This is a genomic window from Ferdinandcohnia sp. SAFN-114, from assembly GCF_059415045.1.
Map to the genome: position 1 here is coordinate 1 of NZ_JBPFDQ010000032.1, position 15,047 is coordinate 15,047.

Sequence of the window (15,047 nt, forward strand, 5' to 3'; positions counted from 1 at the left end):
GATTTTTTTTGTCTTCTGGTACGACTCTATAAGTTTCGTTTGCACACACGCAGAGCGTGTGGTTTAAAAAGACTAATATTAGCTGCGCCCTGAGGACCCATTACTGCAATTTCAGCATTAGGCCATGCGAAAACTAAATCAGCACCAATTGATTTACTGTTTAGTGCGACATATGCCCCTCCATATGCCTTTCTAAGAATGACAGTTAACTTAGGTACCGTTGCTTCTGAGTAGGCATATAAAATCTTTGCTCCGTGGCGGATAATTCCTCCATGTTCTTGTTTTACCCCTGGGAAGAACCCTGTCACATCCTCAAATGTAATAAGTGGGATATTGAAGGAATCACAAAAACGAATGAATCGTGAGGCTTTATCAGATGAATCAATATCAAGTCCACCTGCCATGTATTTAGGTTGGTTACATACTAACCCTACAACTTCCCCTTTTACTCTTGCAAACCCGACAACAATATTCTTCGCAAAATCTTTATGAACCTCCATAAATGTATCGGCATCGACTACTTGCTCGATCACTTTTCGAACATCATAGGGTCTGACTGCATCGAATGGAATGATTTCTGTTAAGTCGGGTCTATAATCATCGTTATCCTCAACTGGTAGTATTGGAGCCTTTTCTTCATTATTTTGGGGAAGATAGCTCACTAAAGCCCTCACCTGTTGTAATACCTCTTCTTCGGTCTTACCTGAAAAATGGGCGTTCCCACTAATCGAATTATGTACGTTTGCCCCACCTAAATCCTCCGAGCTTATTTTCTCACCCGTTACAGTTTCAATAACTTTCGGCCCTGTAATAAACATTTGAGACGTCTTTTCAACCATGAATACAAAATCAGTAATCGCAGGAGAATACACCGCACCACCCGCACAAGGTCCCATAATCACCGATATTTGAGGGATAACTCCAGAGTATATTGCATTCCGATAAAAAATGTGACCATATCCATCAAGAGAAACGACTCCCTCTTGGATTCTTGCACCACCCGAATCATTTAGGCCAATGAAAGGTGCCGCATTTTTAGCAGCTAGATCCATCACATTTGCGATTTTCTTTGCATGCATTTCTCCCAGTGCACCACCAAACACCGTAAAGTCCTGTGAAAACAAATAGACCGGTCTGCCATTTATTTTTCCGTAGCCTGTTACAACCCCGTCCCCAGGTCCTTTTTTATCTTCTAAGCCAAAGTCTGTGCTGCGGTGTTCAATAAAAGGATTTAATTCTACAAAAGTTCCTTTATCAAGTAATAAGTCGATTCGTTCTCGTGCAGTTAATTTTCCTTTTTCATGTTGTTTGTCTATTTTTTCATCTCCGCCACCTAATTCAACTTCACGACGGCGATCGTATAGTTCATTAATTTTTTCATAAATATCTATCATTTGTTCGTTTCCCCTTTACTAGGTTTCTCACAAAGCTCATATAAGACACTACCTGTTGATTTTGGATGCATAAATGCAATTTTTGCACCGCTTGCACCTAGCTTTGGCTCATCAGCAAGCATTCGAATACCATTTTCCTTCATATCTTGGATGCGGTCTTCAATCGATGACACACCTAAGGCAACGTGATGAATTCCTTCGCCACGTTTTTCTATAAATTTGGCAATTGGACTTTCTGGTGAAAGAGGCTCCAATAGTTCAAGCTTCGATTCTCCAATATTAATGAAAGCAACTTTTACGTTCTCTGATTCTACTTCTTCAATGCCTTCTAATTGGAGATTAAGAATATTTGTGTAAAATGGGAGGGAATTTTCAATCGATGAGACAGCAATTCCAATATGGTCTATTTTTTTTATCATGTTTTCACTCCTCAAGCGAGCGCTCGCTCAATAATTGTAAGCGTTTCATATAATAACTATATTGTAGCACGAACTCATTATAAATTGTGTATTTTCAGTTATAATGAATAATACATAATGGTTGTCCAAGTTGGTTTTTCAAGGTAAAATATTTATAAATAAGTATGTAAGCAGAAGGGAGTAAGTGACATGTCCCGTAAAACACAAAAGATTGTTGTATATTTAATGATTGGAGTAATGCTAATTACTACCCTCTTAGCAGGCGTAGGTATGTGGTTTTAATTCAAACATTTAAGTGATGCATGTTTTTTTTACAACGTGGAGGTGACCATTTTGGTCACCTTTAAACGTTAGAATATTAGGTTGGCAACCCCTTGAATAGTCTTTTTATAATTAAATACTCTTCCATTTCTTTAATAAATTGAAAGAGTGCAGCTCTTGTTTCAAACTCCTCTCGGGTTACTGGCAATGGCATCTCTCTAAACTCTTTCCGCATAGATTCTAACTTCTTCAAAAATACAATAGCCGTGTTTCCAGGATGAATGGACTGGCTTACCTCCATAATAAAATCGGCAACCATCTTCCCCTGCTCCACCGACTGAGTCATTGAAGTAATAGTAGGTAACATTCTTTGCAGAATCTCGAACTGCCTTTCTCGCATTTCGAAATAGGTATAATATAAATTTTCATCCCTCATTAAATTATTTTCAACATCTCTATATGCAATGTTTTTCGCTTTTTTTAATAATTCCTCAACAGCTGTTATCTCCCGACCGTCCCAAATACTATCGCCTGTTCGAAGATAATGAACCATTTCGTTTAAAATATTTCCAAATAGAATTTCAATTTCTTGTTGGTATGCCTTAAGTTGCTTGTCAACACTTGGCATATATAGATTTACAAGTAGCGCAACACCAATACCAATGATAATTAACCCTAGCTCATTAATAATTAAATTTAATGTTACATTACCCGCTGAAAATATATGTAAAATAATAACGATACTTGTTACGATTCCATCTTTTGCTTTTAGAATAACGACAGTAGGGATAAAAAGTAGCAGTAATAACCCAATGGTTAATGGATGATAGCCTATACCCTCGAAAAATACAGACGAAAATATGATTCCAACTACACACGCAACAAATCGCTCCCATGAACTTTCCAACGATTTTTTTCTTGTTACTTTAATACATAAAATCGTTAGAATTCCAGCAGATGCAAAACTATCTAGTCCAATTAGTTTTGCGATTGATATAGATATTGTTGTACCTATAGCTGTTTTTAACGTTCTATAACCTATTTTGAACATAAATCGGCTCCTAAAAATCCATAATAAATTTATTATATTGTTAAATAGAGGAAAAACAAAACACATTTACTAATCTTACTATACTTAATAAACGAAAAAAAGAATGATCACGTTGATCATTCTTTTTATAGAACCTTTTCTAAGAAGTCCTGCGCACGTTTGCTATTTGGATTTGTGAAAAACTCATTTGGAGTTGTTTCTTCAACGATGACTCCATCATCCATAAAGAGTACCTTATCTGCTACTTCGCGAGCAAAGCCCATTTCGTGGGTAACAATTAACATCGTCATCCCTGTATGAGCCAATCCTTTCATAACAGTAAGAACCTCTTTGACCATCTCAGGATCAAGTGCTGAAGTTGGCTCGTCGAATAACATTATTTCAGGTTCCATGGCTAACGCTCTTGCAATTGCTACCCTTTGTTTTTGACCACCAGAAAGGCGATTTGGATATTCATTGGCCTTTTCTGATAAGCCAACCTGTTTTAACAATTCCATAGCCTTACTTTCCGCCTCATTTTTGGAAAGCCCTCTTACCTTCATTGGTGCATATGTTAGATTTTGTAGGACTGTCTTATGTGGGAACAGGTGGAAATGCTGGAACACCATTCCGATATGCTCACGAACCTTCGTAATATTCGTTTTTGAATTTGTGATCTCATCTTGACCAACCCAAATCTGTCCCTGTGTCGGTTTTTCAAGTAAATTTAAACATCTAAGAAATGTGGATTTTCCAGACCCAGAAGGACCAATAATCGCTACAACCTCTCCTTGTTTAAAGGTGGTCGTAATCCCTTTTAACACATTCAGTTTGCCAAAAGATTTATGAAGACCTTCTACTCTGATATGATCATTACTCACTACGACGCAACCTCCTCTCAAGTCTTCCGCCTAGGAATGTGAGGATTGTAACGATAATCCAATAGACTAGACCAGCAATTAATAATGGTTCAAAATAGCGGAATGTGTTTGCTCCGACAACTTGAGCCCGTCTCATAATATCCAATAATCCAATTGTACTTACAATTGCAGATTCCTTCGTTAAGGTAATAAATTCATTTAAAAGTGCTGGTAAAATATTTTTGACTGCTTGTGGTAGGATAATATCTAACATCATTGGTCGGTACGAAATTCCAAGCGCTTCTGCGGCTTCTTGTTGGCCTTTGTCGACTGCCTGAATACCAGCTCTAATGATTTCAGAAATATATGCACCTGAATTTAATCCGAACGCCAAAACTCCTGCTACAAATTTATCAATATCATATTGAAATAGCTGTGGAACTGCAAAATAAATTAGAACCAATTGAAGGATAAGTGGTGTACCTCTAAAAATAGAAGTGTAAATATCCGCAAACCACTTTAAAAATGAAACTTTGCTTATTTTAAAAACCGCTAATATTGTCCCGAGAATTAAACCTAAAATTGCCGATACTAGTGCAAATGAAACCGTAATACCGATTCCTTCTAGTATAAACGGAATTGAAGGCAGGATTCCGGAGAAATCAATATCCAAACCCATGCCTTACACCTCATTTCTACCAAAAATTTTGACCTATTCTTCTATCCATTGTTTCTGAAGTTTCTCTAATTCGCCGTTCTCTTTCATCTCTTCTAATACTTTATTAAATTCATCTACTAGCGCATCACCTTTTGCAAATGCAATCGCCATACCTGGTGAAGCCTCAGTAGGGTCGTCGAATCCAGCTAGGTCTAGTTCTTCAATGAATCCTACAGCAACAGTTTTATCTAAATATACTGCATCGATTCTACCTGCTTTTAACTCTTGAATTAGTTCTGGCGCTTTATTTAATGCTGAGAATTCAATATTTTTTAGTGTTTCTTCTTTAATTTTTTTAGCCCCTTCTTCTTGAATGGTACCTAATTGAACTCCAATAGTTTTACCATCCAAATCTTCAAAAGCTTTAATATCTGAATCCTTTAAAGTAACAAACATTTCTCCTGATTTATGGTATTCATTCGAGAAATCAACGTTTTTCTTACGTTCTTCCGTTGCTGACATACCAGAAATGATAAAATCAAGACGTTCTGATTGTAATGCACTTATTAGTCCACCGAAATCCATATTTTCGATTTTAAGCTCATAACCTAGTTTATCCGCGATTGCGTTTGCTAAATCAATATCAAACCCAACATATTCTCCTGTTGCTGCATCAATTGTTTCAAATGGCGGGAAATCTGCAGACGTTCCCATTGTTAAAACCTTTTTCTCATCTTTTCCTTCTTCAGATCCAGTTGCATTGTCATCACTTGTCCCACATGCTGCTAAAAATGCAATTGATAAAATAGTAAACAATGTTACTAGTAAAAACTTTTTCATTATGTTTTCCCCCTATGTCATTTGTTTATAATTATTCGATAGAATGTATTTTAACACATCTGCATAAATATACAATATGTTTTTTAAAAATAATAATTGATTAATAATTCTATTATTTTTTCGAACGTATTATTATTCTGCTTATATTGGGCATTAGGGGATTATTCACACGGAAAAGCCGTTCCAATAAATCAAACTAATCACTTTACTAATATAAACAATTAAAGTAGAAAAGCAATAAAGAATCAACAATCTTATGCATACAATTTAATTATTTCAAAAAAAAGAAGCCCTTAAGGCTTCTTATACTTCTTCACAATATTCTTCAAAGGAATCCTGTAATTTATTGATTACATCCATTGGTTCATGTCCTTCAATTTCGTGACGCTCAATCATTTTTACAACCTTACCATCTTTTAATAATGCAAATGATGGTGATGATGGCGGATAACCCTCAAAATAGGATCTTGCTTTTTCAGTTGCAGCTTTATCTTGACCAGCAAACACGGTCACTAATTGATCTGGGCGCTTATCATAATGGATTGAATGTGCTGCCGCTGGTCTTGCGATTCCACCTGCACAACCACAAACTGAGTTAACCATTACTAAGGTAGTACCTTTTTTGCTTAGTGCTGCCTCAACTTCTTCAGGTGTTTTTAACTCTTGGTAGCCAGCTTCCGAAATTTCTTTACGAGCTGTTGTTACTATATCATTCATAAACAGATTGAAATCTACTTCCATCTAAAACACTCCTCCACAAAGAAAATTATATTGCCTTCTTTAATAATATCAATTTACAACATGTTTTTACAAACGAAAATGCTTTGATTAAAATATCAATAGAACGTTTAAAATTACATTATTCGGGTATTCTATAAATACATCTAGATCATACCCCTAAACTCCCTAGATGGAAGGAAAGCAATATTTTGCTCTCCTTCTTTTTTTATGCTTCATATAGCTGAATTAATTCTTTCACAGCCGATGTTACATTTAAATCCCCCTGGACAACCTTATTTTCTAAAATGGGAAGTTGTGTTTTGATCGACGGATGATTAAAGAAGCTTGCTTCAAGATAATCTTTAATCATCGCATTTATCCAATGCTTCGTTTGAGAATTCCTCCGCTCTGTAAAAACACCAGATTCTTTCGTCGTCTTAACAAACCGTTGGATAATTTTCCACATCTCTTCCATACCTTCATGATAAAGTGCTGAAGCTGTATACGCCTTTGATGACCAACCCTTCGTTGAAGGCTGAAGATAGTGGAGAATCCGATTGTACTCTCCGCGCGCTACCTTGGCCTTCTGTCTATTGTCACCATCGGCTTTATTGATTAATAATGCATCAGCTAGCTCCATGACCCCTTTTTTCATGCCTTGTAATTCATCTCCTGCACCTGTCAAAACGAGAAGAAGGAAAAAATCTACCATACTTCTTACAACCACTTCACTTTGACCTACACCAATTGTCTCTACCAAAATCACATCAAAACCCGCTGCTTCGCAAAGTAAGATCGTTTCTCTTGTTTTTCGATGAACCCCACCAAGGGTCCCCCCTGAAGGTGATGGACGAATAAATGCTTTCTTATTTCGGGCAAGTGTCTCCATTCTCGTCTTATCCCCGAGAATACTTCCACCTGTAATACTGCTACTTGGGTCTACGGCTAAAACGGCTACACGATGCCCCTGTTCACATAAATACGAACCGAAACTCTCAATGAACGTACTTTTCCCCGCACCTGGTACCCCTGTTATACCAATCCTGACGGAGTTACCAGTATGGGGTAGAATTTCATTGATAACAGCCTGTGCCTGATCTTGATGACGGTTTGCATTACTTTCAACAAGGGTAATCGCTTGTGCAAGAATTGCCCGATTACCTTCTCGGATTCCTTGCACAAACTCTTCAATTGAACGCTCTTTCTTTTTCACAAATGTACGTTTTTCAGAGGGACTATCTTGCTCTTTTCCCTTCACGATTTCGGTTGTAAAACCATCAGAGGCATTTTCTGGCACCCACTCAGGACGATTTTTCTTGTCATTCATCGCTCTCTTCCTCATAACCTAAACGATGATAGATCTCCTCGATGACGGTTTGGGCGGCAACCGGTATAACTGTACCAGGTCCAAAAATAGCAGCAGCTCCTTGTTCTTTCAAGTACTCATAATCCTGTGCTGGGATGACACCGCCCACAATTACAATAATATCCTCACGTCCCAGTTTTCTTAGCTCTTCTATAAGCTGTGGGAGTAATGTTTTGTGGCCCGCAGCAAGAGAGCTCATTCCAACTACATGTACATCATTCTCCACTGCTTGTAGGGCTGTTTCTGCTGGTGTTTGGAATAACGGGCCGATATCCACATCAAAGCCAAGATCTGCAAAGGCAGTAGCAATTACTTTAGCTCCCCGGTCATGTCCATCCTGACCCATTTTTGCAATCAGGATTCTTGGGCGTCTTCCCTCATTCTCCATAAACTCATCCGTCATATGTTTAACATTCATTATCTCTTCCTCATTTGAATATTCAGAGCTATAGATTCCACTAATCGAACGAATAACAGCTTTATGTCTTTGTGATGCTTTTTCAACTGCTTTTGAAATTTCTCCCAAAGTCGCACGAACACGAGCCGCATTCACCGCTAGCTCCAACAAATTTCCGTCACCTGTTGCCACTGCGTTTGTAATAGCAGCTAATGCCTCATCGACTTTTTTGTCATCACGAGAGGCTTTTAACTCATTCAGTCTCTCAATTTGTTTCAAGCGAACTGCCGTATTATCAATATCTAAAATATCAATGGGGTCTTCTTTTTGTAATCGATATTTATTCACACCAATAATAGTCTCTTTGCCAGAATCAATTCTTGCCTGGCGTCTAGCGGAAGCCTCCTCAATTCTCATTTTTGGAAGACCTGTTTCAATAGCTTTTGTCATTCCACCAAGTTCCTCAATTTCCTCAATATGCTTCCACGCTCTATCCATAAGCTCCTTGGTTAAGGATTCAACATAATAGGATCCTCCCCACGGATCAATTACATTACAAATCCCGGTTTCATCTTGTAAATATAATTGCGTGTTTCGAGCGATTCGGGCAGAGAAATCAGTTGGAAGGGCAATCGCCTCATCAAGTGCATTTGTATGCAAGGATTGGGTATGACCAGAGACAGCTGCCAATGCTTCAATACATGTTCTTGTCACATTATTATATGGGTCTTGCTCTGTTAAGCTCCATCCTGAAGTTTGTGAATGTGTTCTTAATGCAAGTGATTTTGGATTTTTCGGATTGAAGGCCTTCATCATTTGCGCCCAAATGAGTCGAGCCGCTCTCATCTTTGCTACCTCCATAAAATAATTCATGCCAATTGCCCAGAAAAAAGACAATCGAGGTGCAAAGGAATCAATATCTATCCCTTTTTTAATTCCTGTTCGTACATATTCCAACCCATCTGCAAGGGTATATGCTAACTCAAGGTCTGCTGGTGCACCTGCTTCTTGCATGTGATATCCAGAAATACTAATGCTATTGAACTTCGGCATCTTGTTAGACGTGTACTCAAAAATATCGGAAATAATTCTCATCGAAGTTTCCGGTGGGTAAATATACGTATTTCTAACCATATATTCTTTTAATATATCATTCTGAATCGTACCTGATAATTTTTCAGGAGGAACCCCCTGCTCCTCTGCTGTAACAATATAGAAAGCCATGATTGGAAGAACCGCACCATTCATCGTCATCGAAACACTCATTTGATCGAGTGGAATCCCATCAAATAATGTTTTCATATCAAGAATCGAGTCAATCGCCACTCCAGCTTTACCAACATCACCAACAACACGAGGGTGGTCTGAATCATATCCACGATGAGTAGCTAAGTCAAATGCAACAGAAAGTCCTTTTTGCCCCATTGCAAGATTTCGGCGGTAAAAAGCATTACTTTCCTCTGCTGTGGAAAATCCTGCATACTGTCGAACTGTCCATGGGCGATTAACATACATCGTTGGATATGGTCCACGTAGAAATGGAGGAATACCTGGCATATAATCAAGATGGGTTAGCCCCTCCAAATCCTTTTCTGTATATAAAGGTTTTATTGCAATTTGTTCGTTTGTCTCAAATAGTAAATCCTCAATAGATTGATTGATTTCTTCTTCTACTCTCTTTGTCCACTGTTCAGGAGTAGAGGGTAGATCCGACTTCTTTAATTTTATTTTTGAAAGATCAAGTCTTTTAGCCATGTTACTTCACCCCCAACTCTTGTTGTAATTGATGTAAAAACTCAAAACAATTTGTGCCCATATGAATAAAACCACTGATTCCTGTATTTAGAAATTGTGCCTCATCTTCTGGTTTTCCTGCTATAAAGAAACGATAGTCTTTGTTGAATTCCTTGAGTTCACTACATATCCTCATTGTCATTTCTTTGTATGATTCGTCCTTCCCACAGAATACAAAGGTTGTCAGATTCATAGCCTTTGCACCTGCAATAGCATCCTCAACTTTCAGATACCCATCATTTTTCAAAAGTTGGAAACCTCCTGCTTCAAAGAACCCAGTAATGAAGTCTGCTCTTGGTTTATGTTCAGGAATTGGACCTAAATTAATTAAACCAACCTTAGGACGTTCACCAGTAGCCCGCAGATAATCCTCTGAAGCTTTTCTCAGTAGTTCAAAGCTTTCCGAAATTCTTACTGATGGGATTGGATTGATGAAAGAGGATGACGCTGAGCTTTGCTTTTTGTCTTTTTGCACTATTTGACCAATCGATGTCTCTTGAATATTCGCATACATATTCGTGCCGACAATTTTATCTCTTCGAAGGTTCACATTTTTTTGTCTTTCCGATAATACTGTTGAGATACTTTCTTGAACACTTCCAGATTTTAAAGCTTCAAGCATTCCACCCTGTGACTCAATTTCTTTTAATAGCTTCCATGCGCTCTCTGCCAATTCGTTTGTTAATGCTTCGACATACCAGGACCCACCTGCAGGGTCAATCACCCTATTTAAAAAGGACTCCTTGTGAAGAATCGCTTGTGTGTTTCTTGCAATTCTTCTCGAAAAAGAATCCGACCTTTTGATTGGTTCATCAAATGCAGAAACGTGTAGACTATTGATTCCACCAACAATTGCAGAAAAAGCTTCTAAAGTAGACCGTAGCATATTCACATATGGGTCGTGAATTGTTTTTGTAAATGCTGATGTTCTTGCATGGATATGCATTTTTGAGGATTCTTCATTTCCTCCGTACGCTTCAATAACTGTCGACCAAATCATCCTTGCAGCTCTTATTTTGGCAATTTCCATAAATACATTTGAACCAATTGAAAACGTAAATGTCATTCGTTGTGCTATTTCATCAATTGAATGCTTTCTATCGAGTAATTCGGATATATATTCAATCCCAGTCCCAATAGTATAAGCAAGTTCTTGTACCGCATTTGCGCCACCATTATGATATGATGACCCTTTGACAAGAATTGTTCTTAAATTGGGTTGTTTCTCTGTGGCCCATTTTACCGATTCTGATAATTGTTCATAAGCAACTTCAAGTTTTGAAGGAAACTGACCATTCTCGACTAATACCGCTAGTGGGTCCATTCCGATTGTCCCTGTCAGAGAATCTTCTTTTGCATAAGCTTCAATCAATGATAAAAAAGGTAATAAATCAGTTTGTGCATCAATTAATACGGGTGTATTTGATAACGAGATGCCATGAAAGGCTTTTTTCATATCATTTTCGTTATGTATGTCCAGCCCGTCACTCGAGTTATTCTCGGTTCGCAATGTAAAATGGATCATCGTTTGCCCATTTTGAAGTGCTTCCTTTAATGCATTATTGAATTCTTCAGGCGTTTGTATATCTATTTCCTGACTCACATGCCATGGATTGTTCACGTATCCAGTGAGTTTTGAACCGCGCACTTTTGATCCTTCTCCAGGCATATCTTTTAAAAACGGTATATGCTGAATGTCTTCCTTTGTATAAATAGGTTTTAGTGTGATTTTTTCATATGTTTTTTTATGTAATTTTTCAAGAGGCTTTCCTTTTAATGATTTTTCTGCTTCCTGTTTCCATGTCGCGTAATCTATGGATGGGAAGGTTATATCTTGGTAATTTTTCGATTTATTTGTCACAAGGATTCCCCTACCTTCGTAATCGTTTTCAACTATAATTTTAGTATATCTAATAGGATGTCGCAATGAATAGATAAAAGAAAAAAGACACTGCCTAAGCAATGTCTTTAGTAAATAGATGTATTTTCTTTCGTGGTAGTTTCAATGATTTCTTTGACCCGTGCTAAGAAACGACCTGCAATTAGTCCGTCTAACACACGATGGTCAAGAGACATACAAAGATTCACCATATCACGAACAGCAATCATTCCATTAATGATTACTGGTCGTTGCACGATTGATTCAACCTGTAGTATAGCTGCTTGTGGATAATTGATAATCCCCATTGACTGGATAGAACCAAATGAACCTGTATTATTCACCGTGAAGGTACCACCCTGCATATCGTCAGCTGAAAGCTTCCCAGTTCGAACCTTTGTTGCCAGCTCAGTGATTTCCCTTGCAATCCCTTTAATTGATTTTTCGTCGGCATTCTTAATAACTGGAACAAATAGAGCATCTTCTGTGGCAACCGCAATGGAAATATTAATATCCTTTTTCTGAATAATTTTATCTCCTGCCCACATTGAATTTATTTGTGGGAATTCCTTAAGCGCTTGAGCGACTGCTTTTACGAAAAACGCAAAGAATGTAAGATTAAACCCTTCCTTTTGTTTAAAATCATTTTTAATAGAATTTCTGTATGCAACCATATTGGTAGCATCCACTTCAATCATGGTCCATGCATGTGGTGCTTCATGTTTACTACGTAGCATATTTGCCGCAATCGCTTTACGCACCCCCGTTACTGGTATTTCAACATCACCAACAGTAACCGGTATGTTTGATGGTGGCGCAGTTCTACTCGTTTGTGGGCTAGCAACAGGTTGGCTAACAGGTTCAGACTCAACTGTTTCTACTTGTTGACCTGCTTTCGGTATCTGACCAGACTCAATCACCTTCTGGAGGTCCTTACGTGTTATTCTACCGCTTGCCCCAGTCCCCTTCACCTGAGTTAGATCGATTTCATGTTCCTGTGAAAGCTTTAGAACGGCCGGTGAATAGCGTAATTTTTGGGAAGTATCACTCTGCACTGCCACTACATTTGTAGCTTTTTCAGTAGTGTCTTCTTTGTCAGTGCTGGGGGTTGACTTCTGATCAGTTTCACTTCCTGCCGTTTCAATCACACAGATTACTTCACCGACTGCTAGAGTTTCTCCTTCTTCCGCAATAAGCTCTTTTATTGTTCCTGAAAACGAGGAAGGTACCTCTGCATTCACTTTATCCGTCATTACCTCAGCTAATGGATCATATTTGTTTACTGTATCTCCAACTTCAACAAGCCATTTACTAATGGTGCCCTCGGTTACACTCTCACCGAGTTGGGGCATTGTTATTTTTTCAGTCGCCAATCATGAAACCTCCTCAATTAAGCAGAATAATATTCTGCGCAAATTTAGAATTCCGCAAGCTCTCTCATTGCTTTTTCGACTTTATCCGGGTTCACCATGAAGAATTTTTCCATTGTTGGTGCGTATGGCATAGCAGGTACTTCTGGACCAGCAAGTCGCTTAATTGGTGCATCTAAATCAAATAAACAATTTTCAGCAATGATTGCGGAAACTTCACTTATTATACTTCCTTCTTTATTGTCTTCTGTTAACAGTAAGACTTTGCCCGTCTTAGAAGCTGCTTCAATAATGGCTTCTTTATCAAGCGGATATACGGTACGCAAATCAAGAATATGGGCTTGAATTCCATCCTTTGCAAGACGCTCTGCAGCCTGCAAAGCAAAATGCACACACAAGCCATACGTAATAACCGTAATATCGTCACCCTCACGCTTCACATCTGCTTTACCAATTGGCAGTACATAGTCATCATCTGGTACTTCGCCTTTAATTAAGCGATAGGCACGTTTATGTTCGAAAAATAAAACTGGGTCTTCATCACGAATAGCTGCCTTTAACAATCCTTTAACATCATAAGGGGTAGATGGCATCACAATTTTCAAGCCGGGTTGGTTTGCAAAAACCGCTTCAACGGATTGCGAATGATAAAGTGCACCATGGACTCCACCACCATACGGAGCACGAATTGTGATTGGACAACTCCAATCATTGTTCGAACGATATCGTATTTTAGCTGCTTCAGAAATGATTTGATTGACTGCAGGCATTATAAAATCTGCAAATTGCATTTCAGCAATAGGTCTCATTCCATACATTGCTGCACCAATTCCAACACCTGCAATGGCTGACTCAGCTAAAGGGGTGTCAATTACCCGTTGCTCCCCAAATTTTTCATATAGTCCATTTGTCGCCTTAAATACTCCACCTTTTTTTCCTACATCCTCACCCATTATAAAGACTTTAGGATCTCGTTCCATTTCTTCACGAATTGCCATTGTTACGGCATCAATATATGAAATTACAGGCATTCTTTTTCCCCCTTACTGTTCAGCGTAAACATATTTTAGAGCATGCTCTGGCTCCGCGTATGGAGCATTTTCTGCATAGTCTGTTGCTTCGTTAACAAGCTTCGCAATACGGTCTACGATTTCCTGTTCTTTTTCCTTATCTAGAACTCCTACTTCCTTTAAATAAGCCGCAAAAGAGAGGATTGGATCATTCTTCTTTGCTTCCGCCACTTCTTCCTGCTCACGATATGCACGATCATCATCATCAGATGAGTGTGCAGTCAGACGATACGAGATCGTCTCAACTAAAGTTGGTCCTTCTCCCCGACGGCCTCTGTCTGCTGCTTCTTTCACAGCTTTATATACTTCAAGTGGATCATTTCCGTCGACAGTTACACCGGGCATTCCATATCCAATAGCCCGATCGGAAATCTTTTCACAAGCTACCTGCTTTTCGTATGGAACAGAAATAGCGTATTTATTATTTTCACACATGAAGATAACAGGTAGTTTGTGGACGGCTGCAAAATTCGCACCTTCATGGAAATCACCTTGGTTAGATGAACCTTCACCGAATGTAACAAAAGTAACTAAATCTTTTCCTTCCATCCTTCCCCCTAGGGCTACACCTACTGCGTGAGGAACTTGTGTAGTAACTGGAGACGAACCCGTTACAATACGGTTTTTCTTTTGACCAAAATGACCAGGCATTTGACGTCCGCCTGAATTTGGGTCTTCAGCCTTTGCGAATGCAGACAACATCAATTCCTTTGCCGTCATTCCAAATGTAAGAACCACTCCCATATCCCGGTAATATGGCAACACATAATCTTTTTCACGTTCAAGGGCAAATGCGGCACCTACTTGTGCTGCTTCTTGACCTTGACAGGAAATAACAAATGGAATTTTACCCGCACGGTTTAATAACCACATTCTTTCATCTATTTTTCTTGCTAAAAGCATGGTTTCATACATTTCAAGAACTGCATCATCACTTAACCCCAATGCTTGATGACGATTTTCGGACATGAAAAGACCTCCTTAAAAAA

The 15,047-nt window shown here is 38.5% G+C and carries 13 protein-coding genes and 1 pseudogene; 1 reads left to right on the plus strand and 13 read right to left on the minus strand.

What is annotated here, in order from left to right; translation table 11 throughout:
• Window positions 1–74: 74 nt before the first annotated feature.
• Together ACR65M_RS11870 and mce are read right to left on the minus strand one after the other, a co-directional pair.
• A pseudogene (locus ACR65M_RS11870) lies at window positions 75–1,394 on the minus strand (acyl-CoA carboxylase subunit beta); the annotation flags it as partial.
• Complete coding sequence (gene mce / locus ACR65M_RS11875; RefSeq protein WP_440273416.1) at window positions 1,391–1,813, minus strand: methylmalonyl-CoA epimerase; 423 nt, start codon at window positions 1,811–1,813, stop codon at window positions 1,391–1,393. The gene mce and the pseudogene ACR65M_RS11870, both read right to left, overlap by 4 nt.
• A gap of 189 nt (window positions 1,814–2,002) precedes the next feature.
• On the opposite strand from mce, the gene prli42 reads away from it, so the two are divergent.
• A complete protein-coding gene (gene prli42, locus ACR65M_RS11880; RefSeq protein ID WP_165918224.1) occupies window positions 2,003–2,095 on the plus strand; it encodes a stressosome-associated protein Prli42 in 93 nt (30 codons plus the stop codon).
• Window positions 2,096–2,171: 76 nt separating this feature from the next.
• Here the strand turns inward: prli42 and ACR65M_RS11885 are convergent, their stop codons facing one another.
• The 11 genes from ACR65M_RS11885 to ACR65M_RS11935 form a co-directional block, all read right to left on the minus strand.
• Window positions 2,172–3,125: an aromatic acid exporter family protein gene (locus tag ACR65M_RS11885; protein WP_341330938.1), complete on the minus strand. Its 954-nt coding sequence runs from the start codon at window positions 3,123–3,125 to the stop codon at window positions 2,172–2,174.
• 125 nt (window positions 3,126–3,250) lie between these two features.
• On the minus strand, window positions 3,251–3,985 hold the full coding sequence (locus tag ACR65M_RS11890) for an amino acid ABC transporter ATP-binding protein (RefSeq protein WP_341330937.1): 735 nt from the start codon (window positions 3,983–3,985) through the stop codon (window positions 3,251–3,253).
• The gene (locus ACR65M_RS11895) at window positions 3,978–4,637 is read right to left on the minus strand and encodes an amino acid ABC transporter permease (protein ID WP_121447982.1); all 660 of its coding nucleotides are present in this window, start codon (window positions 4,635–4,637) and stop codon (window positions 3,978–3,980) included. The genes ACR65M_RS11890 and ACR65M_RS11895 overlap by 8 nt, the downstream gene beginning before the upstream one ends.
• A gap of 39 nt (window positions 4,638–4,676) precedes the next feature.
• Window positions 4,677–5,462 carry a transporter substrate-binding domain-containing protein gene (locus ACR65M_RS11900; RefSeq protein ID WP_341330936.1) on the minus strand — a complete coding sequence of 262 codons (786 nt, stop codon included), beginning with the start codon at window positions 5,460–5,462 and terminating at the stop codon, window positions 4,677–4,679.
• A gap of 303 nt (window positions 5,463–5,765) precedes the next feature.
• Window positions 5,766–6,203, minus strand: coding sequence for a BrxA/BrxB family bacilliredoxin (locus ACR65M_RS11905; protein WP_440273417.1), 438 nt, complete (start codon window positions 6,201–6,203; stop codon window positions 5,766–5,768).
• Window positions 6,204–6,408: 205 nt separating this feature from the next.
• Complete coding sequence (meaB, locus tag ACR65M_RS11910) at window positions 6,409–7,509, minus strand: methylmalonyl Co-A mutase-associated GTPase MeaB (protein ID WP_341330934.1); 1,101 nt, start codon at window positions 7,507–7,509, stop codon at window positions 6,409–6,411.
• Window positions 7,502–9,700 (minus strand): methylmalonyl-CoA mutase, encoded by a 2,199-nt coding sequence (gene scpA / locus ACR65M_RS11915; RefSeq protein WP_440273418.1) that lies wholly within the window; start codon window positions 9,698–9,700, stop codon window positions 7,502–7,504. The genes meaB and scpA overlap by 8 nt, the downstream gene beginning before the upstream one ends.
• Before the next feature lies 1 nt (window position 9,701).
• Entirely contained in the window at window positions 9,702–11,600 is a 1,899-nt protein-coding gene (locus tag ACR65M_RS11920; protein ID WP_440273419.1) for a methylmalonyl-CoA mutase family protein, read from the minus strand.
• 107 nt (window positions 11,601–11,707) lie between these two features.
• Window positions 11,708–12,991, minus strand: coding sequence for a dihydrolipoamide acetyltransferase family protein (locus ACR65M_RS11925; protein WP_440273420.1), 1,284 nt, complete (start codon window positions 12,989–12,991; stop codon window positions 11,708–11,710).
• 44 nt (window positions 12,992–13,035) lie between these two features.
• Window positions 13,036–14,019 carry an alpha-ketoacid dehydrogenase subunit beta gene (locus tag ACR65M_RS11930; protein WP_341330930.1) on the minus strand — a complete coding sequence of 328 codons (984 nt, stop codon included), beginning with the start codon at window positions 14,017–14,019 and terminating at the stop codon, window positions 13,036–13,038.
• A 12-nt stretch (window positions 14,020–14,031) separates the two neighbouring features.
• Window positions 14,032–15,027, minus strand: a complete 996-nt coding sequence (locus ACR65M_RS11935) for a thiamine pyrophosphate-dependent dehydrogenase E1 component subunit alpha (RefSeq protein ID WP_341330929.1) — start codon at window positions 15,025–15,027, stop codon at window positions 14,032–14,034.
• Between the last annotated feature and the right edge of the window lie 20 nt (window positions 15,028–15,047).